This is a genomic window from Lacibacter sp., from assembly GCF_057361365.1.
In genome coordinates this window covers 106,100-132,204 of the sequence record NZ_JBMQSG010000022.1, presented here as the reverse complement: position 1 = coordinate 132,204, position 26,105 = coordinate 106,100, and the positions used below count along the sequence as shown (strand labels likewise).

At 40.4% G+C, this 26,105-nt stretch carries 27 protein-coding genes; 12 read left to right on the top strand and 15 right to left on the bottom strand.

The features are described 5' to 3' along the window. Positions 1-55 precede the first annotated feature (55 nt). The 4 genes from ACO1QW_RS18825 to cysS all read left to right on the top strand — a co-directional run bounded on the left by ACO1QW_RS18825 (position 56) and on the right by cysS (position 4,608). A complete protein-coding gene (locus ACO1QW_RS18825) occupies positions 56-895 on the top strand; it encodes a rhomboid family intramembrane serine protease (protein WP_486260926.1) in 840 nt (279 codons plus the stop codon). A gap of 15 nt (positions 896-910) precedes the next feature. Beyond that, positions 911-1,837 (top strand): rhomboid family intramembrane serine protease, encoded by a 927-nt coding sequence (locus tag ACO1QW_RS18820; protein ID WP_486260925.1) that lies wholly within the window; start codon positions 911-913, stop codon positions 1,835-1,837. Positions 1,838-1,844: 7 nt separating this feature from the next. Continuing rightward, complete coding sequence (locus tag ACO1QW_RS18815) at positions 1,845-2,990, top strand: endonuclease/exonuclease/phosphatase family protein (protein ID WP_486260924.1); 1,146 nt, start codon at positions 1,845-1,847, stop codon at positions 2,988-2,990. Positions 2,991-3,114: 124 nt separating this feature from the next. Further along, positions 3,115-4,608 carry a cysteine--tRNA ligase gene (cysS, locus tag ACO1QW_RS18810; protein WP_486260923.1) on the top strand — a complete coding sequence of 498 codons (1,494 nt, stop codon included), beginning with the start codon at positions 3,115-3,117 and terminating at the stop codon, positions 4,606-4,608. Between the two features lie 161 nt (positions 4,609-4,769). Here cysS and ACO1QW_RS18805 read toward each other — a convergent pair whose 3' ends face one another. Further along, positions 4,770-5,957 carry a glycosyltransferase family protein gene (locus ACO1QW_RS18805; RefSeq protein WP_486260922.1) on the bottom strand — a complete coding sequence of 396 codons (1,188 nt, stop codon included), beginning with the start codon at positions 5,955-5,957 and terminating at the stop codon, positions 4,770-4,772. Continuing rightward, a complete protein-coding gene (locus ACO1QW_RS18800) occupies positions 5,954-6,781 on the bottom strand; it encodes a UDP-2,3-diacylglucosamine diphosphatase (RefSeq protein WP_486260921.1) in 828 nt (275 codons plus the stop codon). Before ACO1QW_RS18800 ends, ACO1QW_RS18805 begins: the two co-directional genes overlap by 4 nt. A 115-nt stretch (positions 6,782-6,896) precedes the next feature. Here ACO1QW_RS18800 and ACO1QW_RS18795 point away from each other — a divergent pair, with 115 nt between their 5' ends. Together ACO1QW_RS18795 and ACO1QW_RS18790 are read left to right on the top strand one after the other, a co-directional pair. Further along, entirely contained in the window at positions 6,897-7,517 is a 621-nt protein-coding gene (locus ACO1QW_RS18795; RefSeq protein WP_486260920.1) for a DNA-3-methyladenine glycosylase family protein, read from the top strand. An 8-nt stretch (positions 7,518-7,525) separates the two neighbouring features. Continuing rightward, entirely contained in the window at positions 7,526-8,023 is a 498-nt protein-coding gene (locus tag ACO1QW_RS18790) for a TlpA family protein disulfide reductase (protein ID WP_486260919.1), read from the top strand. Positions 8,024-8,111: 88 nt separating this feature from the next. On the opposite strand, the gene ACO1QW_RS18785 is transcribed toward ACO1QW_RS18790, so the two are convergent. Together ACO1QW_RS18785 and ACO1QW_RS18780 are read right to left on the bottom strand one after the other, a co-directional pair. Beyond that, positions 8,112-9,215 carry a mandelate racemase/muconate lactonizing enzyme family protein gene (locus tag ACO1QW_RS18785; RefSeq protein ID WP_486260918.1) on the bottom strand — a complete coding sequence of 368 codons (1,104 nt, stop codon included), beginning with the start codon at positions 9,213-9,215 and terminating at the stop codon, positions 8,112-8,114. Positions 9,216-9,224: 9 nt separating this feature from the next. Then, positions 9,225-10,550 (bottom strand): CHAT domain-containing protein, encoded by a 1,326-nt coding sequence (locus tag ACO1QW_RS18780; RefSeq protein ID WP_486260917.1) that lies wholly within the window; start codon positions 10,548-10,550, stop codon positions 9,225-9,227. Between the two features lie 295 nt (positions 10,551-10,845). Between ACO1QW_RS18780 and ACO1QW_RS18775 the strand changes: the two genes are divergently transcribed. Then, the gene (locus ACO1QW_RS18775; protein ID WP_486260916.1) at positions 10,846-11,733 is read left to right on the top strand and encodes a DUF5602 domain-containing protein; all 888 of its coding nucleotides are present in this window, start codon (positions 10,846-10,848) and stop codon (positions 11,731-11,733) included. 54 nt (positions 11,734-11,787) lie between these two features. Here ACO1QW_RS18775 and ACO1QW_RS18770 read toward each other — a convergent pair whose 3' ends face one another. Genes ACO1QW_RS18770 through obgE form a run of 4 tightly spaced genes read right to left on the bottom strand, consistent with a single transcriptional unit; the run spans position 11,788 to position 14,827 of the window. Next, positions 11,788-11,988, bottom strand: a complete 201-nt coding sequence (locus ACO1QW_RS18770; protein ID WP_486260915.1) for a hypothetical protein — start codon at positions 11,986-11,988, stop codon at positions 11,788-11,790. A gap of 43 nt (positions 11,989-12,031) precedes the next feature. Then, the gene (locus tag ACO1QW_RS18765; protein WP_486260914.1) at positions 12,032-12,859 is read right to left on the bottom strand and encodes a hypothetical protein; all 828 of its coding nucleotides are present in this window, start codon (positions 12,857-12,859) and stop codon (positions 12,032-12,034) included. A gap of 52 nt (positions 12,860-12,911) precedes the next feature. Further along, complete coding sequence (locus ACO1QW_RS18760) at positions 12,912-13,805, bottom strand: CPBP family intramembrane glutamic endopeptidase (RefSeq protein WP_486260913.1); 894 nt, start codon at positions 13,803-13,805, stop codon at positions 12,912-12,914. Between the two features lie 32 nt (positions 13,806-13,837). Beyond that, complete coding sequence (gene obgE, locus ACO1QW_RS18755) at positions 13,838-14,827, bottom strand: GTPase ObgE (RefSeq protein WP_486260912.1); 990 nt, start codon at positions 14,825-14,827, stop codon at positions 13,838-13,840. 177 nt (positions 14,828-15,004) lie between these two features. Here obgE and ACO1QW_RS18750 point away from each other — a divergent pair, with 177 nt between their 5' ends. Together ACO1QW_RS18750 and ACO1QW_RS18745 are read left to right on the top strand one after the other, a co-directional pair. Then, complete coding sequence (locus ACO1QW_RS18750) at positions 15,005-15,373, top strand: hypothetical protein (protein WP_486260911.1); 369 nt, start codon at positions 15,005-15,007, stop codon at positions 15,371-15,373. Further along, complete coding sequence (locus ACO1QW_RS18745) at positions 15,370-15,780, top strand: hypothetical protein (RefSeq protein ID WP_486260910.1); 411 nt, start codon at positions 15,370-15,372, stop codon at positions 15,778-15,780. Before ACO1QW_RS18750 ends, ACO1QW_RS18745 begins: the two co-directional genes overlap by 4 nt. A gap of 35 nt (positions 15,781-15,815) precedes the next feature. On the opposite strand, the gene ACO1QW_RS18740 is transcribed toward ACO1QW_RS18745, so the two are convergent. From ACO1QW_RS18740 to paaI, 3 genes are all read right to left on the bottom strand, one after another. Further along, positions 15,816-16,409, bottom strand: coding sequence for an acyltransferase (locus tag ACO1QW_RS18740; protein ID WP_486260909.1), 594 nt, complete (start codon positions 16,407-16,409; stop codon positions 15,816-15,818). Positions 16,410-16,440: 31 nt separating this feature from the next. Continuing rightward, on the bottom strand, positions 16,441-17,124 hold the full coding sequence (locus tag ACO1QW_RS18735; protein ID WP_486260908.1) for a hypothetical protein: 684 nt from the start codon (positions 17,122-17,124) through the stop codon (positions 16,441-16,443). 70 nt (positions 17,125-17,194) lie between these two features. Then, positions 17,195-17,608 (bottom strand): hydroxyphenylacetyl-CoA thioesterase PaaI, encoded by a 414-nt coding sequence (gene paaI, locus ACO1QW_RS18730; RefSeq protein WP_486260907.1) that lies wholly within the window; start codon positions 17,606-17,608, stop codon positions 17,195-17,197. 317 nt (positions 17,609-17,925) lie between these two features. Here paaI and ACO1QW_RS18725 point away from each other — a divergent pair, with 317 nt between their 5' ends. Together ACO1QW_RS18725 and ACO1QW_RS18720 are read left to right on the top strand one after the other, a co-directional pair. After that, positions 17,926-19,461, top strand: a complete 1,536-nt coding sequence (locus tag ACO1QW_RS18725; RefSeq protein ID WP_486260906.1) for a hypothetical protein — start codon at positions 17,926-17,928, stop codon at positions 19,459-19,461. Positions 19,462-19,482: 21 nt separating this feature from the next. Further along, complete coding sequence (locus tag ACO1QW_RS18720) at positions 19,483-20,934, top strand: T9SS type A sorting domain-containing protein (protein ID WP_486260905.1); 1,452 nt, start codon at positions 19,483-19,485, stop codon at positions 20,932-20,934. A gap of 47 nt (positions 20,935-20,981) precedes the next feature. On the opposite strand, the gene ACO1QW_RS18715 is transcribed toward ACO1QW_RS18720, so the two are convergent. The 4 genes from ACO1QW_RS18715 to ACO1QW_RS18700 form a co-directional block, all read right to left on the bottom strand. Further along, positions 20,982-21,758, bottom strand: a complete 777-nt coding sequence (locus tag ACO1QW_RS18715; protein WP_486260904.1) for an enoyl-CoA hydratase-related protein — start codon at positions 21,756-21,758, stop codon at positions 20,982-20,984. A 27-nt stretch (positions 21,759-21,785) separates the two neighbouring features. Beyond that, positions 21,786-22,427, bottom strand: coding sequence for an MgtC/SapB family protein (locus tag ACO1QW_RS18710; RefSeq protein ID WP_486260903.1), 642 nt, complete (start codon positions 22,425-22,427; stop codon positions 21,786-21,788). 177 nt (positions 22,428-22,604) lie between these two features. Next, entirely contained in the window at positions 22,605-23,924 is a 1,320-nt protein-coding gene (locus ACO1QW_RS18705) for a Gfo/Idh/MocA family protein (protein ID WP_486260902.1), read from the bottom strand. Between the two features lie 104 nt (positions 23,925-24,028). Further along, positions 24,029-24,994 carry a formylglycine-generating enzyme family protein gene (locus ACO1QW_RS18700; RefSeq protein ID WP_486260901.1) on the bottom strand — a complete coding sequence of 322 codons (966 nt, stop codon included), beginning with the start codon at positions 24,992-24,994 and terminating at the stop codon, positions 24,029-24,031. Positions 24,995-25,150: 156 nt separating this feature from the next. Between ACO1QW_RS18700 and ACO1QW_RS18695 the strand changes: the two genes are divergently transcribed. After that, positions 25,151-26,074 carry a hydroxypyruvate isomerase family protein gene (locus ACO1QW_RS18695; RefSeq protein WP_486260900.1) on the top strand — a complete coding sequence of 308 codons (924 nt, stop codon included), beginning with the start codon at positions 25,151-25,153 and terminating at the stop codon, positions 26,072-26,074. Positions 26,075-26,105 lie beyond the last annotated feature (31 nt).

Below are 26,105 nucleotides of genomic sequence, written 5' to 3'. Positions count from 1 at the left end.
ATAGTATTCAACCACAATCCCGAAATTTGTACTTCATCATTCAAATTAAATTTTAGTGAGTTATCAGCAAATACGGCCCGGCGGTTTTAATGTATTACCACCGGTAATAAAAAATCTTATCATTATTAACGGGTTGGTGCTGTTGGCACAATACACCAGTGGTGTTTGGGGAAGTGAAGAAACACTCACCGATTTTTTTGCTTTACACAGCGTTCAATCCGATTTGTTTAAACCGCACCAGCTCATTACTCACCTGTTCATGCATGGTGATTTCTTCCACTTCCTGTTTAACATGTTTGCGTTGTGGATGTTTGGTAACATGCTGGAGAATTTGTGGGGATCAAAACGTTTTCTCATATTCTATATATTATGCGGTTTAGGCGCTGCAGCTATTCACCTCGGCTGGCTGTTTTATGAAATACAGCCGTTGATGCGGGATTATGCTTCGTACAATACTTCACCCTCGCCATCGGCATTTATGAGTTTCTTTGATCAAAATGGCCTCACAAGATTGTTGGACAGACAACAGTTGCAGGCGTTTGCTGATGCGTGGTCGAACGATATCAGCAACCAGGCTTATATCGATCAAAGTATTGTTTACGTAAAGCAGGGAGCCGATGTGATGTTGAATACGCCCACTGTTGGCGCATCAGGTGCCGTGTTTGGATGCCTGGCTGCATTCGGTTACCTGTTTCCCAATACGCTTATCTACATTTATTTTTTCTTCCCTATAAAAGCAAAATGGTTTGTGATTTTGTATGCGGCTGCCGAACTTTGGATGGGCATTCGTAACAGTGGTGGAAGTGTGGCGCACTTTGCTCACCTCGGTGGCGCCTTAATTGGTTTTATATTAGTGTGGTACTGGAACAAAAACAACCGGCGTACGTTTTATTGATAAAAGAAATTAAGTATGAGTTACCTGGAGGCAGAAAAGAAAAGAGGGATAAGATTTGGTGAAGATGGCGATGCAGTAATGCGGCTAATCGCTGTTAATGTGATCGTATTCGTAATACTGAAATTTATTGAAATCGTATTTCAGCTTACGCCCGATGCCAATGTGAGTTTATACAAATCACAAGTGCTTGACTGGGTAAGCTTACCTGCAAATCTTAATACGTTTATTACAAGGCCATGGGTGTTGCTCTCTCACATGATAGCACATTACAGCTTATGGGCATTGCTGGGCAATATGCTTTTTCTCTGGGCATTTGGTTTTTTGTTGCAGGACCTTGTAGGCAATAAACATATTGTTCCCCTTTATTTTTATGGCGGATTAGCTGGCGCTGTTTTGTTTATTGCAAGCGCTAACCTGTTGCCACGTTTTGCTGCTGAGATCAATAGTTTTAATTATTTAGGTGCAAGCGCTTGTGTAATGGCCATTGCTATTGCAGCTACCGTAACTGCTCCCGATTACCGTGTGTTCCCCATGCTTAATGGCGGTATACCGCTATGGGTAATCACGTTGATCTATGTCATCATTGATTTTGCCGGTCTTGCGAGTTCTGCCTTTCCTCATCACCTCGCTCACCTTGGTGGGGCAGCAATAGGTTTTGTTTACATCAAACAAATACAAAACGGGAGAGATCCCGGTGCATGGATGCATGCGCTGTATAACTGGTTCATCAATTTATTTGAACCAAATAAAAAACCTGTGAAGAGAACAATTAAGAAAGAAGTATTTTACAATACAAAAGGGCAGGAGCCGTTTTCAAAGAAACCCAATATTACACAGCAACGTGTTGATGATATCCTCGACAAAATCAGCCAGAAAGGATACTCTTCATTGACACAGGAAGAAAAAGATATTCTGAAAAAAGCGGCTGACAACGAAACCTGAAAACCAAATGGCCGGATTTTTTCGCAGTTTTACAAAACGCTTTTTTATTTTCTGCAACGTTGCACTTAGTGTTTGTATGCTGCTGCTTTATTTCCTAACAATGCTTCCGCCTTCTGTTTCATGGATCGTTAATTTGTTTGCGCTTTTATTCCCGTTTTTTCTTCTTCTTCAAATCGGCTTTCTCATTTTTTGGTTGATTGCTAAACGAAAACTTGTTTTCATTCCAATCGTTACATTATTGCTTTGCTGGAACCTTATTGGTTCCTTTTTTGGTTTTCATCCATCAACAAACAAAGAACAACCTGGCCAGTCAACACTGAGGGTAGCCACATGGAATGCCCATCTTTTTAATTTTTTTGAAAACCAGGGCTTTCTCGATCTTGGTATGTTGCAGGAAGCAAAAAACTTTAAAGCTGATGTGTTGGCTGTGCAGGAATTTGTTTTTTCGCTCGATACTTTTTCGCCCATTACACTGGAGAAAGTAAAGAAAAAGCTCGGCTATAAATATGTGGCTGCAGCAAACGACCGGGCCTTTGGGGTGCATACCAACATCAGGCAAAAGAATGAACGCTATCATCCTTTTTGTGTTGCCGTTTTTTCAAATTATCCCATTTTACGTTGGGAAAAAGTGCAGGATATTAAAGAGTACAATCACACGTTTTTGTGGGTTGATCTTTTAGTGAATAGTGATACTATTCGGCTTTTTAATATTCACCTGCAAAGCATGCATTTTGCAAAGAAAGATTACGAGTTTGTGGAGAAGATTGATGAGGGAGGAATAGATGTGGACGCAGTGCAAACCACCGGAAAAAATATTCTGCGGAAAATGAAAATGGCCAACTTACAACGCTCGAGCCAGGCCAGAGCTGTGAGAGAAGTAATTGAAAAAAGTCCTTACCCAGTCATTGTTTGTGGCGATATGAATGATGTGCCCAATTCAAATGCATACCAGATCATAAGCGATGGCCTGCACGATGCATTCACCGAAAAAGGCTGGGGAATAGGGCGCACTTTTAAGTTCCTGTCGCCCACCTTGCGTATCGATTATGTGCTGCATAGTCAATCGTTACCCTTGAAACGGGTGCAAGTGTTAAGGTCACGACAAAGTGACCACAGCCCCGTTCTTGCCGATTTTAATTTGCCGGAGAAATAATCTGAAACATTATCTTTGTTTCAATGAAGAAATACTTCTATACCTGTTGTTGTAGCTGCTGTTGCTGATTTTTAGCAACGCATTCCCCTCGTACAACATTCTTCATTTCAACCATTACGTATTTATGTCTCAGTTAAAAGTTTACAACTCGCTTACACGTCAAAAAGAAGTATTCGAATCCATCACACCCGGTCATGTAGGTATGTATGTGTGCGGACCAACGGTTAGCGGCGAAAGTCATCTTGGTCATGCAAGGCCTTACATTACATTTGATGTATTGTATCGCTACTTAACTCATCTTGGTTATAAAGTGCGTTACGTACGCAACATTACTGATGCAGGGCATTTTGAAGAAGAAGGTCGTGAAGCAGAAGATAAAATTTCTACCAAAGCAATATTAGAAAAGCTGGAGCCGATGGAACTGGTGCAGAAATACACTAATCTTTTTCATTGGGCGATGGATCAGTTCAATACTGTTCCTCCATCCATTGAGCCCACAGCAACCGGACATATTGTGGAGCAAATCGGGATGATCCAGGAAATTATTAAAGCCGGTTATGCCTATGAAACAAATGGCTCAGTTTATTTCGACGTAAAGAAATATGCAGCAAGTCATGATTACGGAAAATTAAGCGGACGTGTAATTGATGATTTGTTAGAAACCACACGTGAGCTGGAAGGACAGGAAGAAAAACGTGACCGTGCAGATTTTGCTCTTTGGAAAAGTGCAGCACCTGAACATATCATGCGTTGGCAAAGTCCGTGGGGCGTTGGTTTTCCAGGCTGGCATATTGAATGCTCGGCCATGGCAACAAAATATTTAGGTGCACAGTTCGATATACATGGTGGTGGTATGGATCTGCAGTTTCCTCATCATGAAAGTGAAATTGCACAAAGTACCATCTGCAATCATACAGCACCTGTTCGTTACTGGATGCATAATAACATGATCACCATCAACGGCAAAAAGATGGGAAAGAGTTATAACAATGTCATCAAGTTAACGGAATTGTTTAGTGGCGACCATCCACTTTTGGAAAAAGCTTATCACCCAATGACAGTTCGTTTCTTTATTCTGCAAACACAATACAGAAGCACACTTGATTTTGGTAACGAAGCATTGCAGGCAGCAGAAAAAGGATTGAAACGTTTGCTGGAAGCACATGAATGGTTTGGTAAGTACGAAGTTGGAAATGCGAAGTACGACGCAAAAGACAAATCGCTAAATGAAAAAGTGTTGCAGTTGATTGCCGAGTTTGATGAATTTATTAATGATGACTTGAACACGGCGAAAGTATTGGCGAGTATGTTTGAACTTGTTCCCGTTATCAACGGGTTAAAAGACAAACATATTGCTGCAGATGCACTAAGCAGTGAAACCATTCTTTTGCTGCAAACAAAAATGAAGACGTATATCGAAGATATTTTTGGATTGAAGAGCATCAGCAGTGAAGACAGTGGACGTTTTGATTCGGTGATGCAGATCCTGATTGACTTACGCAAAGACGCAAAATCAAAAAAGGATTTTGTAACGAGCGATAAAATCCGCAATCAACTGGCTGAACTTGGTATTCAGTTGAAAGATGAGAAAGATGGCGGGATGAGTTATTCTTTGTAATATTTTTTAGCAGTATAGAAAAAGAGGAGCGTCGCTCCTCTTTTTTATTTTAAGACGCTTGTATCTCGACTCCGCTCGATACAAGCAAGACACCTTTCGACTTTGCTCACGGCAGTACTTCTTTCGGCAACTTACTTCACACTTCGTACCTCGTACTTTCTTCAGCTATGTCCTAATTGCTGGTTAATGGAGAGAATGGAAGGCAACTGGAAAAACGGCGTTGACTTTTCTTCTATTGCGTCTTCTTCCATTGGTTGATGTAACACGTCGGAGAAACATTGAAGCATGATATGTTTTGTTTGTTTGCTCCATGCGTGAAAAGATGTGCTGCTGCTTGTATGCCCCGGCATGTAATCAAGCAACACATCAAGGTTAAATGAATCGGCATGTGTGCCGGCTCCTGCTTTGGCGCCATCTCTTGCATTGCAACATTGCTCAAAATGTCCTTTCACCGGAACCATCAACACGGGTTTGCCTAAATACATGGCTTCGCAAACACTTTCAAAACCTGCGGTTGTAACCAACGCTTTTGCGCTGGCCATGTATTGCAAAAATTTTTGATCGTCGATTGAATGAAAGCAAAGTGTTTCATCGAAATGCCATTTCCCTTTCACGGTAGCGCTATCTGTAAAACAATGCAGTTCAATATCCGGATGATCTTTATGCCAACTGATTATATCCTGCATATAACCGGAGTTAAGCAAATACACCAGGACATGATCGCCAGCAAACACTTCCTGCTGAAATACTTCCTTACGTAACAATGGCGGGCAGATCAAAACATTTTTATAAGATGAAAGGTTTAATGGATAAAAAGAAAGCGCTAATAATTTATCAGATCCTTTTGCAGTAAGTTTTGTGTATTGTTTTATTGCAAATGCATCTCTCCTGTTTCCTTCCTCGGGAAATTGAAATTCAGGATGCAGGTAAATGAACTGGTGAGCAATGGAAATAATTTTGGTATCCAGTTTTTTAAAGATGGAGGATAAGCCAATCAATGGTTCAAAAAAATTCAGTAACATGTCCGGTTGGTATTGTGCAATTACTTCACGGATCATGCGCATGCTTCTGCGGTATGTTCTCCATTGCAACATATTTTTTACAATCGTTCTGCCAATGCGTATTGATTTGTTTGCCTTATCCGTTACAAAATTCGGGCTGCGGTAACTGATGATCGGTACTTTAATGCGTTCACGAACAAAGCAGGGAATCTCTCTTCGTTTGCTGCTACCAATCAATACAGCACAAATTGTATGACCACGTGCAATAAGCATTTCATAAGTAGCGATGGCCTGCGTTAAATGTCCACGTCCTTCGCCCTGCACGGCAAATACAAAACGGTTGTTCATAGTAATTCAGGTGTTAAACTTGGAAAATAAATATCACCATTGCTGTTTACAGTTGAATATGGTCTTGCAACGGTCGATTGCTTTTGAAGCCAATCCTTATAATAGAGAATACTCCACTGTCCGTTTTCTGTTTCAACTAATGCACTCATGGTTTCCACCCAATCGCCACTGTTGAGATAGTGAATATTGTTGATGGTTTTATCCGCAGCCTGGTGAATATGTCCGCAGATAACACCATTGCAATGATTAGCAGCTGCTACTTCACTTAACTGTTCTTCATAATCAGAAATAAAAGAAAGGGCTGATTTCACTTTTGCTTTTACAACCTGCGATAACGAATAGTAAGGCAACCCTCTTTTGGTGCGGTAATGATTGTAATGACGGTTGAGCCAGAGTAAAAAAGTGTAACCGATATCGCCCAGCTTTGCAAGCCATTTTAATTTGGTAGTAACCGTATCTAATATATCACCATGCACCACATAGTATTTCTTATCTCTACTTTGCAGAATATGATGACGCTTAATAATGAATTGCCCAAACGAGAACGGCAATATCTCATCAAGAAAATCATCATGATTGCCCCGCAGGTAAATAACCTTTGTATTGTATTTGTGCATGTACTTCATAATGATGCGGAAAAAAGAGGTGTGTTTCTTTTTCCATTCGCCTGATTTACGGAGTTGCCAGCCATCAATGATGTCGCCGTTGAGAATCAGAGTATCACACTTGTGATGACTCAGAAAATCCACAACTTCTTTTACACGTGAGTTTCGGATTCCAAGGTGGATGTCGGAGAGGATAATTGTTTTATAATAGGTCTTCACAGCGAAAGGTTTTACAAAGCTTCCATTCTCCTGTTACCATAATATTGATGAATGATTAAAAGAGAATGAATAAATTGTAAGGAAATTGTTAAGCACTCTCTTCCTATTTTTTGTTATGCATTATATTCCACATCTGTCAAAAGATAAAAAGCTAAAAAAAGTACTTGACGCACAGGAGCCGCACAAATTGGTGAAGCGGAAGAAGATTTACTTATACCTGTGTGCATCCATCATGAGTCAGCAGTTAAGCACGAAAGTGGCTGAGGTCATTTACAATCGTTTTCTTGCTCTCTATGGAAAGAAAGAACCAACCGCACAACAGATACTTGATACACCATTTGAAACGCTTCGTGGTATTGGTTTAAGCAATGCAAAGACAAACTATGTGCACAATGTCTGCCGGTTTTTTATCGAAGAAAAAATTACCGATGCTCAGCTTTATAAAATGGACAGCGAATTGCTGATCGAAAAATTAACACAGATAAAAGGAGTGGGTCGTTGGACAACCGAGATGATCCTGATGTTTGCCTTACAGCACGAAGATGTGTTGCCAGTAGATGATCTTGGTATTCAGCAGGCAATGACCAAACTTTACAAGATAGAATACGAAACTAAAAAAGAACTTTACGAAAAAATGCAAAAGCATGCAACCAAATGGAAGCCCTACCGCACTTATGCTTGTGTACACCTGTGGAAATGGAAGGATAATAAACCACCGGTTGACAAAACGAAGTAGCATGCCGAATGAATAAATTTCTGTTGATAGCCTTGATGTTTTGTGCCACGCACTTGCGTGCACAGGATGGCCCGACGGCAGGTTCAGCTTTGCGGTCACTGTCGGGCGTGGATATGATCTCGGGCAAAGTGATTGATGTTGTATTCAGGGAGGCAAAAGAGTATACATTATTTCATTTCTGGAAAAGCGAAAGCGATAGTTGTGTGAAAGAATTTCCTGCATTGGTAGCGTTGATCAAACAATATGAAAAAAAGATCACCGTGTATGGCTTTCCTTACGAATACAAACAACAGATACCTGCTGCAAAAGCCATGACAGCAAAACATAAACTCAACTGGGCACACTTACTGCAATACCGGCAAACAAATTCTGAAGGCGCTAATGTAATTGATGTATTAAAAATATCAGAGTTCCCAACATATATGTTGCTGGATAAGGAAGGGTTGATTCTTGTTAGATCAGGATCTTTGGATGATGTTGCGGTGGTGTTGAAGAGGTTGGATTAATTTTCCTAACCGCAGAGAAAAAAGAACGCTTAGGTTGCGCAGAGTAACTCTGCGTTGAACTCTCTATCTCCTTTCTCTACGACAAAAACTAAACGATTACCCTTTCGCAGCTTTTCAAATACTCTTCATCAACCGTTGCACCAATACCAAGCGTTTCATCAATTTCCACTACGCCATTATTAAGGAATTTCATTCCGCCCATAACGGGATCTTCTTTCAACATTAACGGAGTATCAAGATCATAATGAACAATCAAATCGCTGCTGTAAGCAAAATGAACCAAAGCAGTAATAGCTAAACGGCTTTCCATAAAACAGCCGACCTGCAGTTTCAAGTTATATTCTTTCGCAACTTCAAGAATCTTCAGCGCATGAAAAATACCACCACTCTTACCCAGCTTCACATTAAAATAATCGCAGGCATTCAATTGAGCCAGTCGTAAGGCATCATGTTCATCAAAGCAACTTTCATCGCTCATAATTTTTATCGGGCTGTTCTTTCTCACTTCCGGTAAACTCATATAGTTCCAACGTGCAATCGGTTCTTCACAATGTTCAATACCAAACCCTTTCAAGGCTTGCAACGTTGCAATGGCTGTTTCAACAGCCCAGCCTTGATTAGCATCAATTCGCAATGGCAATTCATTGCCAATAGCAGCACGAATAGCTTTTATACGGGCAACGTCCTCTTCCGTTTTTGTGCCCAGCTTTACTTTTATGGAAGGGAAACCAGCTGCTTTATATTCTGAAGCATCACTTGCCATTTTCTCTGGGCTGCCGAGGCCAACAGTCATATCTGTTGAAATGATCTTATTTTTTTCGCCTCCAAGAAATTTATACAATGGTAAGCCGGTGTGTTGCGCTGCAATGTCATATAGAGCCATATCAAATGCACTCTTAATACTTTCGTTACGGGTAATAATGCGATCCATTACAGTTGTACATGCTTCAATATCTAATGGATCTTTTCCTTTTAACGCTGTGGCTAAATATTGACCTACAACAAAACAAGTATCCATGCTCTCACCGTTAATACTCATGTATGGACTGCATTCGCCCCAACCTTTTATGCCTGCATTGGTGTTAATAACGACAATAATATTATCAGCATCATACTGTGGCCCTAATGAAATAACAAAAGGTTGTTTTAACGGAATACTTAGTTTGTATAATTCAACGGAAGTAATTTGCATGTATGCTAATTAATAGGTGAAACCAAAAACTGAAAAAGGTGCCCAATAAACCGGATCAGGATTTTTTTCTTTTAATCGTTTGATCGCTTTACGCAGATTGGATGCCGGATAAAAATACGAAGGCTCCTGGAGTTCTTCTAAATACAGTAACATCAGTTCTTTTGTTTTTTCATCGTCAACACTCCATAAACTCATCACCGTAAAATCGACACCAGCTTTATAAAAGGCACGTGCTAAACCAATAAAACCTCCGGGTACAACTTTGCCATAACCCGTTTGACAAGCACTGAGAACCGCCATTTCTGCTCTTAAATGTAATTCCTGAATTTGACGGGCCGTAAGCAATCCTTCAGTATGATGTTGATCGGGAGTAAACGCCAAGAAGCTACCATCTAATATCTTTTCAAAATTAAAATAACCATGAGTAGCGAGGTAAATGAAGTCAGCAGTTGCAGCTTTCTTAATTAACGTATCGGCTGTTGCTGATGGTCCAATAAATGGAGTAGCATGTAGAACGGCAGCAACATTTCTCGCTTCTTCTTCCGCCGCAGGAAGATCAGGGAAATTATATTTTCCGGATTTACTAAACGAAGGATTGCCGGCAATAAATGGCTGCAGAGTTTTTAAACCATTGGCCTTGCCAATTCTCTGATCATTCTTTTCTGCAAATTGTTTCAGGTTGCAGAGATGTGGAGCAAATGAATAAGAGATACGATCAACAAGGTATTGATCATTGCCAAAAGGCTTTAATAGATGAAATGGGAATTGGCCAATGTTGAATTCAGGTATAATGATGAGATGTGTTGTATTCGCCAGTTTATTCCTGATGGCTGGAGGCAACAGCAAGTCGGTTGTTTGTTGAATAGCATCTTTCAGGAGCATTGGTTTTTCATTTGTGCTTGCCTCAGCTTCTGATCCACGTAGGGTTACTGTTCGTTTTGTAACCATACGTGTTACGTTTAGGGAATGTCGTAATTCAAACTCCCGTTGAATGAGTTGCTCAGTTGTAATTGCCTGGGCTGCAAAATGTAGCTGCCCGTTTTTATAAAGCCAGGTTCGGAGCGTGTCGTTTTGATGACTATAGAACAATACACCCATCAATCGCTTTACGCTTCCATACTCACCCAGGAAGTGATCCATTTCGGCGAGAAAATTTTTATCTGTACCATCTGCATCACATATAAATGTTGCTCCCCTAGCCATATAAAGATCCCGTAGTTTTTCAACAGAAGAGCGGTAATAGCGGTTGAACGAGTTTGCAATGAAGGCACTGTCCTGTGCATTAAGCTGCAGGTATAAAAAGAAGGAGAGGGTTATAAGAACAAATCGTTTCATTGGTGAGAATCATTAAACAATAACAAACCACCCGGTAACTTAATAAGGAGGTTCTAATTGTATGAATGAAGATAATGATGAAGAATATCTGTATCAAACTTTAGTTTAAAAAATATACGTTCACATCCTTGCAGTTGCGTAAAAGCTTGACTAACTTATATTTCCTTTTTAAAACTAACCCGTTCTTCGTTTCTACGCTACAATAGCTATTTGGCGCACACAGTTTATTACCTCAGCCACGGATTGATCCTGCTCGTGAACATGTAACAGATTATTTAACCTTAAAACTAAGAGCATGAAAAAACATTCTTTTCAACTTTTGCTATTGTTGATAATGATCAGCGGAGTTTTAGTTTCTTGTAAGAAATCGGTGAACGACCAGCTTGCGAAAATGGATGATCCTTTTCCGGAAAATGATGCTAGTCTGGTAGTAATGCCTGGTGGCAATTCTTCTTCTTCGAACGTGATTGGAAGAAATGATGAAAAGTATAATACATTTTACGGTCCGCAATTAGAAATAGGAAACGGCCACATGCGTTCCTGGATCAACATTACACATAGCGGACGACCACTGGCAATTGGCCTTGAAATGACAGATGGTGCTTTAAGTAATCTTCCAACTGATCCTGCCAATCATATGGAAGCAACCTGGCATGTAAAGCTGCATCAGAAAGCGCATGACGTTACTCCTTTTGATCACCTCATGATCAATTGGAATGTTATGGGTCACGAGCCGCCGCCCATTTATGGCCTGCCGCATTTTGATTTTCATTTTTATAAAGTAAGTATGGAAGAAGTGATGAGCACAACTGATCCGGTGAAGTTTAATATACAGCCGCCGGCAGGTTATATTCCAACGGCTTATTTGTTTGCAGGCGGTGTGCCCATGATGGGAGCACATTGGGTTGACTTGATGTCTCCTGAATTACAAGCACCGAATGCCCCGGGTTATGCTGCTTTTACGCATACCATGATCTATGGTTCGTATGATGGAGAAGTTACGTTTGTGGAGCCCATGATCACACATGCATTTTTAAATAGTGGTGCCACCATTCAAAAATGGTATCGGCAACCATTATTGTTTTCACCAACAGGAACAAATTATCCTACACGCTATAATATCTGGAAAGACAATAAAACCAAAAGACATTATGTAGCGCTGGATGAAATGATCATGCGATAACAATTACCAGGGATAAAATAAAAAAGAGCGTTCGATTGAACGCTCTTTTGCTTATTAAAGGAGTTTATTTTTTAAATGAAGATCTTCCTTGGGTTTATCCACTTCAATTTTCTCATTGTCCTTCATGAACATATTGGTGTGACAATTATCTCCATCGCAACAAGGCAATGCATTGGTAAAACAAACAGGACATTGGTAATGGCCATGCACATGAACCAGCTCAACTGTATGACCACAAAAAAGACATTGCTGCATACCCTAAATTAAATACAGCAAATGAAAAAACAAACTAGTGGAATTAACGGTAACCTACCCAGGTTCTGTTACGTGAGTCGTATAAAAAGTAAGTGTTGTTGCTGAAACTGAAATTAAGTTTGTCTTTTACCACAGCATCTGCCGGAAGCTTTAATTTCTGGTACATTAAACCGTCGTTCTTGCTGTACAATTCAATTTCTTTTGTTTGAATATTCAGCAAACCAAACTCTGCGTTGCTGATGCCGGTATACACAACAGTAGTTGAATTGTATTTTGAAAGCACTGTATTAGAGTCGATCACAAGATCAGCAGGTGGTGGAACTTTTTTTGAATAGCCTGTCTTCAATAAAAAAGTTTTTTCTTTTACCTCTGCACCGGTTGCAGCATTGTATGAAACAACTGTTGATCCTTTAAGAAAATGAACAAGATTTTCACGCAGGTTATACTGCGCAACTGAATTAGGGTGCGGTTGCAATTGACCCGGTAAAAATGGTTTCACGTCGAAAGGTACTCCATAATCATCTATCACATAGGTTACCCAACCACCATTGCCATATGTATTTCCCTGGAACGTTTTGAGTGCGTTGTTATACCAAAGACCACGAACATCAGCCAACAAAGAAAGATCGGGAGCCGACATCATTTCACCCACCTGGTTAAAATAAGCGAAGCTGTATGTTTTATTACCGGCAATAGTTGCGTAGAAATTACGGGTCTTGCCGTTTTGAGCAACGGTGCCACCGTTCTCTCCACCTCTAGGCATTTTCAGCTCAATGGTTTTACGTAATTGGCGTACAGATTGAGCACTAACCGATGTGACTAAAAAAATACCGCAAACACAGAATGCTAAAACAACATTTATCGGCTTCATGAATAACGAATTGATGAAAGATAAAATTAACGAAAGCTGCCGCACAGCCTTGTTAAAAAATAAACCCGAAAATCTCCATTAGCAAGGCAATGCTGATGTGCACCAATAAGCCGCCCCAGATACTTTTACTGTGGTAAGAAATGCTGCCAAGAATCAAGCCGCCGAAAAAACTACTCACAGCTTCCATCATGGGTTTGCCTAGATGAATAGAGAAATAAAACAATGCTACCGGCAAAATGCATTCTTTGCCGATAAGCTTTGAAAGAGCAATGATGAGAAAGCCCCTGAAGAAAAATTCAATGGTGAAAAAATCGGCAGCGTAAGCAATTTCAAACAAGAGGTAATGAAAAGGGTTTGCATCGTCGCCCAACTGCCGCCCAACAATTGCTGCTTTAGGGTACACCAATGAAAAATCAGTTTGCATAGATGCCCATACCAGCAGTGGCATCATGAAAGCGATCAGCAGAACATACGTTTTCAGCGATTGAGTTTGTTTACTTCCGTATAGGTTCCATTTTTTTTCAAGCAGCCAATGCATGAACATGAGCAATGGCAGCATAATAAGTAAAGCGCCCAGCCAGTTCATCGGTTGTTGAAAAGCTTTCTGGTAATTACTGCCGAGGGAAGCGGGTAGTAATTTGTGAAAAGGCAGCGCCACTTTCAATGCAAACAAAATGGATGCAGCGATCAATATGAACTGCACCTGTTTTTTTTGTACAAGTGCAGTTCCGTTTTGAACGAGGAAGCCAGCTGTAAAAAAGAAGAAGAACAGCAAACTGTACCAAACAAGCGCATGCGAAAAAGCAGCACTACGTAACCAGAATGAAAAACCTGTATAATAGTTCAGGAAGCAGGTAACAGCTATCAACAAAAAGCTGATGGCATATTTTCTGAACATTGCAGGCTGCAGCAGGTCGGCAACAGTATTGGCGATTAGTTTTTTCACAAAAAGTTAGTGTTGACCAACGAAACGTTTGCTTACGAATTTAATTTCTGCCACAATACATCTTTCAACTCAGTAAGACCTTTACCGGTTACAGAAGAAATAAATACATGCGGAATATTCTTTGGCAGTTCTTTGGTAATAGCAGCTTTCAGTTCATCATCCAGCATATCACTTTTACTTACTGCAATGATGAATTCTTTCTGCAGCATTTCAGGATTATACTCTTCCAGTTCTTTATGCAGAATTTCAAATTCTTTTTTATGATCGTTGCTATCGGCAGGTATTAAAAATAACAACACCGCATTGCGTTCAATATGCCTCAGGAAACGATGGCCAAGACCTTTACCTTCTGCCGCACCTTCAATTATGCCCGGCAAATCGGCAATGCAAAAACTTTTTCCATCACGGTATTCAACCATGCCAAGTTGAGGAACCAACGTTGTAAATGCATAATCAGCAATCTTTGGTTTCGCTGCTGTGATAGATGATAGCAAAGTTGATTTACCTGCATTAGGGAATCCAACCAAACCAACATCGGCCAAAACTTTCAACTCAAGTAACATCCAGCCTTCAACTCCGGGTTCACCAGGTTGCGCATGCTCAGGTGCCTGGTTGGTTGGTGTAGCAAAATTGGCATTACCCAAACCGCCACGCCCGCCTTTCATTAAAATGATCTGCTGACCATGTTCTAATATTTCGGCCTTTACTACTCCTGTTTCTTCATCACGTGCAATGGTGCCAAGTGGAACTTCGATAATGATATCTTTTCCATCCTTGCCCGTCATATTATTTTTACCGCCCGGGTCGCCATCATCGGCCAGTACATTTTTATAGTAACGCAAATGCAGTAAGGTCCACAATTGCGAATTGCCCCGCAGGATAATATGTGCACCACGGCCACCATCGCCACCATCGGGCCCGCCAAAAGCAGTAAGCTTATTACGCATAAAATGCTTGATGCCTGCTCCGCCATGTCCGCTGCGGCAAAATACCCGTATGTAATCAATAAAGTTCTTTTCCATGCTGGCGGCAAAGATAGTTTTTATGAGCCGAGCTGCCGTATTTCTATTGAACTACATTGGCGTCGCACTCTTGTACCGATGCAAAAGAATGAGCTGGCAGACTTTATTTTCAGAAAATATTGAAAATTCGGAAAATAAGATTTAAGTTTGTTTTGTCATTTAATCAAAACAGGTTTTATGAACACAATCGCCTACATCGTTTACTTACTGCTCACTTATATTATCACTGTTCACGTAGGGCTTCGTTTTTATAAAAATGGCCGGCTGTATATTCTCAACTTGCTCAACGGAGATGAGCCTCTTACACATTTCATCAACCGATTATTACTGGTGGGCTATTACTTGCTCAATCTGGGCTATGCAGCTATCATGATCAGCTTTTGGGAAAACATTACCAGCTGGATCGATCTGTTCACCAGCATTTGCATCATGACCGGCCGCATCATGCTTACACTTGGTTTTATTCATTTTATCAATATGACTGTCATTTATTTTCTGAGTAAGCAAAAACAAACTTCTCTAACTTCTAAAAATAAATTATCATGAACGCTTCTTTCAACTTCACCGCTTATCTTATTTATCTGCCTGTTGTTATTATTTTAACCTGGTATGTTGCTTATATATTATTTAAAAGCAGCCGAACATTTATGCTCGATATTTTTAATGGCAAAGAAGAAATTGCAACATCTACCAATACATTGTTCAAAACAGGTTTTTACTTATTGAACCTTGGCTTTGCACTTGTGATCATGAAAATAGCAGTTGACATACTTGATGGACAAACAATGCTGGAGATACTGAGTTATAAAATTGGAGGCTTTAGCATTTACCTTGGCATCATGCTGTTCTTTAATCTTTATCTCTTCTTTCGTGGAAGGAGAATTTCAAGAGAAAGAAGTCGCATTGCCGGCCTTATAAAAAATGCAGAGCAACGAAACAATCCAATTCAATAAAATTTTAAAGCCCACGGCTAACCGTGGGCTTTAAATTATTCATTCAACTTTTTCCAGTTCTCATACAAAGTTTCCTGCTTCGGACGAGAGGATGGCATTTCCCTCAACGGTTCACAAACTTCCCATTCCTTAAACATATGAGCAGGCAATGATTGATACAGTAGTGTGCCTTTTGTTTTCCAACTTATCATTTCATCTGTTACTTCTTTTATTTTTTTGGCCGGGTTGCCCACAATTAAACTTCTTGCTTCAAACACATCGCCTTCTTTAAGAAAACTTAAAGCCCCCACAACGCATTCATCTCCCAGCACCACGTTATCCATGATCACACTGTTCATGCCCACTAAACAGTTTTTACCAATTGTTGCGCCGTGTATTATTGCGCCATGACCAATATGTGCTCCTTCTTTTAAAAGCACCGTTACTCCGGGAAACATATGTATGGTGCAATTCTCCTGCACATTACACCCATCTTCTAAAACAATGCCGCCCCAATCGCCCCGCAATGCAGCGCCCGGCCCGATATAACAATGCTTACCAATAACAACATTGCCTGTTACTGCAGCTTGCGTATGCACAAACGATGTTTCGTGAACAACCGGTACAAATCCTTTATAGGAATAAAACATGATGACGAATGAATTGATTTGTAGTTAAAGATCAACCAGTAGCTGTTTCCTTTCTTTTTTTCTTTCGCTCTTTTCCAAGTATCGCCTGAATTATACGAATTGCACCAAAAACAATTCCAAACGTTCCCGCAACAGCAACCAATATAGCCACAGCTTCAACTCCGTTACAGGCAATGGTACATGACAAAGCAGCCAGCAAGTATAATAAAGCAAGAGCGACAATTACAGTGAGTGTAATGAGTAAAATTTTCGCAGCGGTTGACCGGTCTTTTTTTGCTGCAAGTTTTTGCAGAAATGTCCGGACATGTTTTTTATGGAACTTTTTTTCTTTTATGATCTTAATCGGTTGGTTGATATTATTTTGATTGGTTCCGTTATTATAGGTGACCGCCTGTGTTGTATTCAAAAACAATAACTGCGGGGTTGAGTTGTGCAGCTGGTTGCCGAAGAAGGTAATGATGAGAAATGTGCACACAGCCATCAGCACATGAAAAGCTTTTCTTTTGTAATAGGATGCTTTTGCTGGATAAAGAAGATAAAGTGAAACAGTTGCGAGCGCAAGGATAAACAAAAAGCTTTCTTGCAGTTCAATTTCCATTGACCATAATAAAGAGCCGGCAATAATGGCGGTAATATTAACCAGGATATAAATCAGAACGATGAAAAACCTTGCTGAACGAGGGTTTGATTTTGCCCAATAAGATAGCTGTTTCATACAATGTGAATTTATAATGTGAAATGGTCTGAAGGCAATGTAGAAAAAAACGGCTGCTTTTGCAACGACACTATGATACAAGTGACTTACCTGTTCGGTAACAAGTTCCTTTAAACTGCGCCACCAAATGATCGTTCTGATTGAATATCTGTATATGGTACAAACCAGTTGATCGTCCGTTGTGCAATTCCTTTGCTTCAGCTGTTAACACATCACCCACATGCACCGGTTTAATAAAGTTGATGGATGTATCTAATGCCACCGATAAATTGTTCCGGTTATTACAAGCGAATGCAAAAGCACTATCGCCCAGCGAAAAAGCAACGCCGCCGTGCACAATGCCAAACCCATTGATCATTTCCGTACGAACGGTCATGCTGATCTTGCTGTAACCTTCTTTTATCTCGACCACCTGTATACCCAGCCATTGGCTGAACAGATCGTGTTGCATCATATGATCGACTACTTCTTTTGATGACGGCATATGTTGTTATTTAGAATTTTAGACAATGTGTTGTAGCTGGCAAACTCCGGCTAAGTTAAATGACAAAAAGAAGTAAACCTTACAGCTGTAAGTACGATTCGGCAATCATCATACAAAAACACCTATGGCAGCCAATTTTTTACAAGCCGATTAAGTATAAACCGGTAGAAGATATAAGTACTTCGTCAAAACCTGTAGTAGACATGCCGATTTCACAACAGGTGCTTGTTCTATAAGTGAAACTGTTTAGTTCGGCTACTTTTACCCCTTAATAGAACCAATGGTTCACTTAATCATCAACCAATATCCAATACCCGATGAAAAAATTATTTACATTACTTCTTTGTGCCTGTGTGCTGAGCGCAAGTGCCCAAATTGGAATAGGAACCACGTCTCCTACTTCTACTTTGGATGTGAGGGGATCGCTTTCACTTAATTACCGATCATTTACGGTTTCAACTACAGCTGCATCAACAGACAATAATTTGTTGTTTGCCGGTACTTCAGCAGCCACACTTACATTACCTGATGCAACAGGTTGTGCAGGCAGAACATACTCCATTAAAAATGTGAGTACAACAAGTCCTTTGCCCGTGCTTACAATTGCAACAACATCATCACAAACAATTGATGGTGGTTCATCTTGGTTGTTGAACGATTCAAAAGAAGTTCTTTCTGTTATCAGCGATGGATCTAATTGGAATATCATTAGTTCAGGCGTTGGTAAAACAAGAAATAATTATGTACTGGTGCAGTCTGTATCTGATCTGCCAACACCCGTTTCTGGTGTTATTACATTAGCCGCAGGTACAACCTATGAAATAAATGGTACCATCTATTTAACCAGCAAGATCAACCTCAATGGTTGTTATCTCGTTGGTATGGATGCCAATAATGATAAAATTATTTATACTCCTGGTAGCGGTGAACTTTTCACTGGTACAAAAGGTGGAACAGTAAAAACATTAACACTTGCCGCTATCACTACAGGTGCCAAGCTGTTTAATTTAGATCTTGCAGCTACCGAGAATCTTGTTTTCAGAGACAATGTGGTAGCGAGTTGTAAAGATGTTGGATTAGTGAAAGGTGGTTACATCGTTTTCTTTAGCGTAGTAAACTATTCCGGCAATACAAATGGAATTACCTACCAGGATGTAAGTAATTTATTGCTTGATAATACGGCATGGTTTCCTACAAACTATAATACTTTTGAAAAGTTAGTTGGTAGTTTCAGCATGATTGAAAAACTTGGTGGCTTTAGTAATGCAGTAAGTACAAACTCCGCTGTTGGTTTAGATGTTAGTGGCCTTACTTCTATCAGCGATGCTGCTACCATGCGTAATACAGCCATGATGGGATCAGGCACTCGTGTGAATGGCAGCTTTTCAGGAAAGTGGGAAGTAGAGTGCCCCGGTATTACAACCGAAAAAGATGATGTAGCAACTGGTAATATTTATCTCACCTCCGCTACGTCAACTTCTTTTTCGGCAATTAACACTCCAACGAAAGCGCTGTGCACAACTACAGCAGTTGGTCTGTTCAGAGTGAGTTCCCCAACAAATAACCGGCTGGTGTATGACGGTATTAAGACACGCCGATTTGCAGTTACAGCTTCAATGAGTGTTACAGCGCAATCAGCAAACAAGAATTTCTCTTTTTACATTTATAAGAACGGTGTAAAACTTCCCGAATCAGAACAGGCTATGCGTTTGTCAACCGGTGTAGATAAAGGTTCATTAACCATCAGCTGTACCGTACAACTGTCAACCAACGATTATATTGAAGTGTGGGCAGCTAATACATCTGATGCCAGTAGCATGACCGTTGAGACACTCAACCTTACTATTAAATAAGCAGCATCAATATTCAATCTCATGAAGAAAATATTTTGCTTCTGTTTATTTTTTTGTGCATTGATTACGTATGCACAGGTTGATGTTACCAACAACGGCACTTTGTATATCACCGGAAGCAGTACCGATACGCTTACTGTGGTTGGTAATTTTACAAATAGTTCATCGGCTACGTTCTCCAACAATGGCAAAGTGTATGCAAAACAAAACTTCACCAACAATCAAAGTGCATGGACAGTTGGTACAGGTGAATTATTTCTAACCGGTACGGGCGCACAAAATATCAGCACAACAAGTAATTCACCTTTTTATAAGCTTACTGTCAATAAATCATCGGGGTTAGCATACTTATCTTCAGCAATAGCAGTAAATCATACATTGAATTTAACGGCAGGTAAACTGTCGCTTGGCAACTATGATCTTACTATTGCTAATAGCGCTTCTATTTTAGGCGCAGGAACTAATAATTATGTAGTGGCAGTTGGAACAGGTGTATTAAAGCAACAGGTGCAAGCCAGTGGCTCTACATTATTTCCAGTTGGTTTATCCGGCTCATATACACCGGTTACTGTGTCCCTATCTTTATTATCAACAACAGATGTTTTTAACGTTCGCATGTTGCCTGTTGTTTATTCCGGCGGAACAAGCGGAAGTGTGATGAATGCAAACGTAGTGAATGCAACATGGATGGTTTCGGAAACTATAGACGGAGGTTCTGTCGCAACACTTACCTGTCAGTGGCCATCAGGAATTGAATTGACTGGCTTCAACAGGCTTTTCAGCCGACTTGCTCATTACACTTCTTCGGCATGGAATTATGGTTTGGTGAATATCATGGCTTCCGGATCAAATCCTTACACAGTAACACGTGCCGGGTTCACCAGTTTCTCACCATTTACAGTAACAATGTTGATGGCAATTTTGCCTGCAGGTTCCATTGAATTATCAGGTCGTAATAATGGCGACGATAATTTAATTAACTGGAGCACTTCATCGGAAACCAACACTGCTTATTTTTCTGTTGAAACTTCTTTGAACGGAACAGATTTTACTGAAGCAGGTAAAGTAAATGCGGCTGGACAAAGTAACAATACAAAGGATTACAGGTTTACGCATCAGCATATCAACAACAGATCTTTTTACTATCGTATTAAATTGGTAGATGCTGACGGAGCAATAACCTATTCAAAAATTATTCGGATAAATATTGCGGCAATTAAAGCGGCATCACTTTATCCTAACCCGGTAATAGATAAAACGGCCATCAGCTTTAGTACACAGCAAAACACGTTTGTAACAGTAAATGTAACTAACGCATCAGGCTTGCTGTTGTATACCAGCAGCCAACGCTTTTCACAAGGTGATCATAAAATGAATCTTGATTTGAGGCTGCTGCCTGCAGGAATGTATAATCTTCAGTTGAAAGATGATGCGGGCAATGTGCAAACGTTCCAGTTCATTAAAACAAACTAAGACTACTTGCTTAATACCTACAGCCTGTTACAGTTGTAACGGGCTTTTTATTTTCCTTTAAACTCTGCAACTCTTTTTTCAAGAAATGCATTGATGCCTTCCTGGTAATCTTCTGTTGATGCAGCTTTCTGTTGAAACTGATCTTCCAGTTGCAATTGTTCTTCCCATGAATTATTAAACGAATAATTCAATACATGCTTTGTATATGCCAAACCTTTGGTTGGCATGTTTGCTAATGTGTGAGCAATCTTTTTACTTTCTGCTTCAAACAGATCTGAAGGGAATGTTTTATAGATCATGCCCATTTTTTCTGCATCGCTTGCTGAAACTTTATCACCCGTCATCATTAATGCACTAGCTTTTTGCCAGCCGATCAAACGTGGTAAAGTGAATGTACCGCCACTGTCTGGAATCAAACCTATTTTTGAAAATGCCTGTATGAACGAAGCCGATTCTGCAGCAACAACAATATCGCAGCACAAAGCAATATTAGCACCCGCACCAGCGGCCACTCCATTCACTGCTGCAATGACAGGCTTGGGCAAATTGCGGATGCGTTTAACAACGGGATTGTAATGTTCTGATAAAATTTGTGCCAGTTCAATTTTATGTTCACCTACCAGTTCACCAATATCCTGTCCTGCACTAAAGGCTTTGCCTGCGCCGGTAATGTACACGCAACGTACTTCGTGCAGCGATGCGCATTCATCGAGTTTGTTTTGCAATAGCAATGCCATTTCCCGATTGAAGGAATTGAATTTATCCGGACGATTCAAAGTGATGCAGGCTACCGAATTTTTTATTTCGAAAAGAATAGATGACATAACAATAGTTGAATTGGATGAACGAAACTATACATCAAAACTGTTAACGCTTTTATGTTTCAACAAAAAATCATTTACAATATCATAATCATGTTTGGGTGCACCAATGCGATAAAGATAAACAGCATCGCTATTCTCTTTGTTCATTTTCATGCAACGAAAACTAATGTCGTGTTTGGTAAAAAAATCCTCCAGCTCTTTTTTAAATACATCGCTGGTATCGCTGGTTCTTACTTTGTAATCTTTTACTTTATGTAAACGGTTAATAAAACGCTGCACCGGTTCCAGCACAAACAAAGCTACCACCACCATGCTGCTCACAACAACCGCTAATGGGTAGTTGTGATAACCGATAGCCATGCCCAATGCAGCAGTGATCCAGATCAATGCAGCAGTAGTTAGTCCGTTAACCGAAATACCTTCTTTAAAAATGACACCTGCACCAATAAAACCGATACCTGTTACAATATTACTGGCAATACGGTCCGGACTAATTGTATTACTTTCTTTTGAAAGAATGGTGTACAAACAGGAGCCCACACAAATAAAGATCATGGTACGAAAACCGGCAGGCTTGCTTCTGAACTCACGTTCAAGCCCAATAACTGCACCAATGATGAATGCAATAGACACCTGTGCGGCTTCTTCTAAATAGATGGTAATATCCATAAGCTATATCCTTTAAAACAAAGAACAAGTTAGTGAATGTAATTACAACAGCACTACAGGTATGCTATATTTCTAATGAACGGATAAGTTTTATCAAGTTGTTTTAAATAGTACATATTTAAGCCAAAACAAAAAGCCATCGTTTAACGATGGCCTTTGCTTATTAATCAAACAGTATCAAAAATATTTTGTTACACCCGGTACTGCAACAGGATAGTAACCGTCATCATTAGGAAGAATTGGCGGTGCAGCATCCCAATCATATCTCTTTGGTTGCAGATCAAGATTTGACGCAAGTACTTTATCCCACTCAAGTATCTGACCTGAGTATGTTGCCATACGTCCCATAATAGATGTGAGTGTACTCTTTGCACCAATTTCTGCATCAGCAAATTTGTATTCGCCTTTGGCAATGGCTGCAAACAGTTCGTCATGTTCATTTTGATAAGGATTGTTTTCTCCCTTTTTATCAAACTGGTAAACAGGTTTTCCTTTTGCATCTAAGATCGTTGCTGCATCACCTTTAATACTTCCTTTTGTACCAATGATCAATTCATCAACACGACTCATGGTACCGGGAATATGACGGCACTGACTGTTTAACACAGAACCATCAGCATATGTAAACTCAACAAAGTGATGATCGAAAATTTCACCGTGATCTTTTCCTTTACGTACTTGTCGGCCACCCATGCCTTGTGCTTTTACAGGGTAGGCATCTTTGAACCAGTTCACCACATCAATATTGTGAATGTGTTGCTCTACAATATGATCGCCGCAAAGCCAGTTGAAATAATACCAGTTACGCATCTGGTATTCCATTTCTGTTTGTCCGTATTTGCGTTTGTTCACCCACACACCATCGTTGTTCCACCATGCCTGTGCAGAAGTAATATCACCAATTAAGTTTTTACGCTTAAACAACTCACGATATGAATTTTGATAGCGGCGTTGCAAACCAACAACCACATTCAGCTTTTGTTGTTTTGCTTTTTCAGCAGCATCCAGTACTCTGCGGATACCAACAGGGTCTGTTGCAACAGGTTTTTCCATAAACACATGCTTGCCTTTGTTCACTGCTTCTTCAAAATGGATGGGACGGAAACCGGGAGGCGTGGTTAAGATCACCACATCGGCAAGAGCAATTGCTTTTGCATAAGCATCAAATCCAACAAACTTTCTTTCAACCGGAACATCCACTTTTGCTTTTACAGATGAGCCTGAGCCATCATCTCTCGTTAATGTTTTATAACAGTTGTCGAGACGGTCACGAAAAGCATCGGCCATTGCAACCAGCTTTACGTTTTGTTTGGTAAGCAATGCCTGCATGGCAGCACCGGTACCACGGCCACCGCAACCAACCAATGCTACTTTAATGGTTTCTTCGGCACCTGAAAAGAAATTGGCTTTTGACAGTAGCGGACTCATGATAAGACCACCGGCAAGCAGCGAAGAAGTTTTTACAAACTCCCTGCGTGAATTGTTATCGTTGTTCATGTTGAAGGTTTAGATATTTATTGTTTGTTGTTTTTTGTTTTGCCACGGAGACACGGAGAACACGGAGTGTTCGTACTCATTACTCATCATTCATCACTCAATCATCAATCTTCCCCAAGATATTTTTGAAAGAACGCTTCTGCTTCTTCTGCACTTGGTTGCTGCAACGGACGAATAATTCTGAAGCCGATAAATGGTGCATCAGCATTCCACCATTTGCTTTTTGGTATCTGCGGATCACGACGGTTCCACACAGGATCAGACTTTGTTCTGTTGGCACTTCGCAACTCTTTTGCTTCATCCTGATACGTTCCACCCTTCACTGTTCTTGGATAACGGTTCGTTGGTTCAATCAATGGATTGTTTGCTTTGTCGCCAATGGTCGTGAAATACGTTTCGCTGTATTGATCCAACACCCATTCGCCTACATTGCCCAGCATATCATACAAACCCCATGCATTTGGTTTTTTCTCACCCACCTTATGATAACGGTTCTCACTGTTTGTTTTAAACCATGCATAGTTGCCTAACTCTTTTGCATCGTTACCGAAAGGATACGTTGTGGTTGCACCTGCACGACAAGCATATTCCCATTCAGCTTCGGTTGGCAAACGAAAAAAGATGCCAGTTTTTTTATACAACCATTTACAATACATGAGTGCACCGTATTGCTGCATACTGTTGGCCGGGAAACCACCTGCTTTACCCATGCCCAATGTCATATCAATATAAGGAGAACTTGGTCTTGTTACTGCATCAACTGCTGTGTTCTGACTGATGGATTCATCCAAAAAAAATGCATTGAATTCATCATAGGTTACTTCATATGCACCCATCCAGAAAGCACCTACACTTACTTCACGTTGTGGTGTTTCATCGGCTTCTTTTTGTTTGTCGGCATCCGCACTGCCCATCTTAAATGTGCCTGCAGGAATAGCTACCATTTTACTCTGCAGGTTACTGGAAGGAATCACTTGCAGATAAGTACGGAACGAAGTATCGGTTGACTGCGCTTGTACAGCAGCAATACCCAACACGCAAAAAAGCGACAAAAAGTTTTTCTTGTTCATAATAGCAGGAATGGAAATTACTGAAACTAATGGTTACGAATGTTAGCGAAATGCAAATGACAACGATTTTATTTGCGAAACCGTTTGCGCAATACAGAAAATGGATTTCTGAATTCTTGTACATACTTCCTAAATTCAACATTCAAACAAACTACTATGCAACGGAGACAATTTCTTCAGCAATCGGTATTGGCAGGCGCAGCCGCAGTAACAGGAACAACTGCAATGGCGGGATCATCTTCGCAAGATGCTTCAACTCTTGCAGAAAAACCTTTTCAACTCGATTACGCTTTTCATGCAGGCATGTTTAAAAATCATGGCGGAGATAGTTTTCTCGATCAGATCCGTTGGGCATATGACCAGGGCTTCCGCAGTATTGAAGATAATGGTATGATGGGTCGCAGTGCCGACGAGCAAAAGAAAATTGGTGAATTGCTTGCAAAGCTGGGTATGCGTATGGGTGTGTTTGTGATCACTTCCGATAACTGGCATTGGATCACATCGCTCACCAGCGGTAAGCAGGAGTGGATCGATAAGATGGAGAAAGATTGCAGAACAGCAGTTGAAGTGGCCAAGCGTTGCAATGCAAAATGGATGACTGTTGTTCCTGGTAACTACGACAGACGGTTATCAATGGATATGCAAACAGCGAATGTAATAACTGCATTACGCAAAGGCGCTGCTATATTGGAACCACATGGCTTGGTAATGGTGCTGGAAGCACTGAGCGATAACAGCGATCTGTTTTTACGTGGTACCGATCAAACGTATATGATCTGTAAAGCAGTGAATAGTCCGTCGTGCAAGTTTTTGTTTGATATGTATCACATGCAGCGTAACGAAGGCAACATCATTGCATCCATTGATAGAGTTTGGGACGAAACTCCTTACTTCCAGATTGGTGATAATCCTGGTCGTAAAGAACCGGGCACTGGTGAAATGAATTACAAGAACATCTTCAAACATATTTACAAAAAAGGCTTCAAAGGAATTCTGGGAATGGAACATGGTAATGCTGCACCCGGTAAAGAAGGTGAATTGGCGTTGATCAAGGCATACCGTGAAGCAGACAGTTTCTGATGACTGATATAGGATATATGATGTCTGATTT

Coding starts and splice junctions, on each gene's coding strand:
- ACO1QW_RS18705 (WP_486260902.1), bottom strand. CDS start 23,924: ATGAACAACGATAACAATTCACGCAGGGAGTTTGTAAAAACTTCTTCG.
- ACO1QW_RS18790 (WP_486260919.1), top strand. CDS start 7,526: ATGAATAAATTTCTGTTGATAGCCTTGATGTTTTGTGCCACGCACTTG.
- paaI (WP_486260907.1), bottom strand. CDS start 17,608: ATGCCGTCATCAAAAGAAGTAGTCGATCATATGATGCAACACGATCTG.
- ACO1QW_RS18715 (WP_486260904.1), bottom strand. CDS start 21,758: ATGTCATCTATTCTTTTCGAAATAAAAAATTCGGTAGCCTGCATCACT.
- ACO1QW_RS18765 (WP_486260914.1), bottom strand. CDS start 12,859: ATGAAGCCGATAAATGTTGTTTTAGCATTCTGTGTTTGCGGTATTTTT.
- ACO1QW_RS18740 (WP_486260909.1), bottom strand. CDS start 16,409: ATGTTTTATTCCTATAAAGGATTTGTACCGGTTGTTCACGAAACATCG.
- ACO1QW_RS18695 (WP_486260900.1), top strand. CDS start 25,151: ATGCAACGGAGACAATTTCTTCAGCAATCGGTATTGGCAGGCGCAGCC.
- ACO1QW_RS18805 (WP_486260922.1), bottom strand. CDS start 5,957: ATGAACAACCGTTTTGTATTTGCCGTGCAGGGCGAAGGACGTGGACAT.
- cysS (WP_486260923.1), top strand. CDS start 3,115: ATGTCTCAGTTAAAAGTTTACAACTCGCTTACACGTCAAAAAGAAGTA.
- ACO1QW_RS18745 (WP_486260910.1), top strand. CDS start 15,370: ATGAACGCTTCTTTCAACTTCACCGCTTATCTTATTTATCTGCCTGTT.
- ACO1QW_RS18725 (WP_486260906.1), top strand. CDS start 17,926: ATGAAAAAATTATTTACATTACTTCTTTGTGCCTGTGTGCTGAGCGCA.
- ACO1QW_RS18785 (WP_486260918.1), bottom strand. CDS start 9,215: ATGCAAATTACTTCCGTTGAATTATACAAACTAAGTATTCCGTTAAAA.
- ACO1QW_RS18795 (WP_486260920.1), top strand. CDS start 6,897: ATGCATTATATTCCACATCTGTCAAAAGATAAAAAGCTAAAAAAAGTA.
- ACO1QW_RS18700 (WP_486260901.1), bottom strand. CDS start 24,994: ATGAACAAGAAAAACTTTTTGTCGCTTTTTTGCGTGTTGGGTATTGCT.
- obgE (WP_486260912.1), bottom strand. CDS start 14,827: ATGGAAAAGAACTTTATTGATTACATACGGGTATTTTGCCGCAGCGGA.
- ACO1QW_RS18735 (WP_486260908.1), bottom strand. CDS start 17,124: ATGAAACAGCTATCTTATTGGGCAAAATCAAACCCTCGTTCAGCAAGG.
- ACO1QW_RS18750 (WP_486260911.1), top strand. CDS start 15,005: ATGAACACAATCGCCTACATCGTTTACTTACTGCTCACTTATATTATC.
- ACO1QW_RS18720 (WP_486260905.1), top strand. CDS start 19,483: ATGAAGAAAATATTTTGCTTCTGTTTATTTTTTTGTGCATTGATTACG.
- ACO1QW_RS18820 (WP_486260925.1), top strand. CDS start 911: ATGAGTTACCTGGAGGCAGAAAAGAAAAGAGGGATAAGATTTGGTGAA.
- ACO1QW_RS18780 (WP_486260917.1), bottom strand. CDS start 10,550: ATGAAACGATTTGTTCTTATAACCCTCTCCTTCTTTTTATACCTGCAG.
- ACO1QW_RS18770 (WP_486260915.1), bottom strand. CDS start 11,988: ATGCAGCAATGTCTTTTTTGTGGTCATACAGTTGAGCTGGTTCATGTG.
- ACO1QW_RS18775 (WP_486260916.1), top strand. CDS start 10,846: ATGAAAAAACATTCTTTTCAACTTTTGCTATTGTTGATAATGATCAGC.
- ACO1QW_RS18815 (WP_486260924.1), top strand. CDS start 1,845: ATGGCCGGATTTTTTCGCAGTTTTACAAAACGCTTTTTTATTTTCTGC.
- ACO1QW_RS18710 (WP_486260903.1), bottom strand. CDS start 22,427: ATGGATATTACCATCTATTTAGAAGAAGCCGCACAGGTGTCTATTGCA.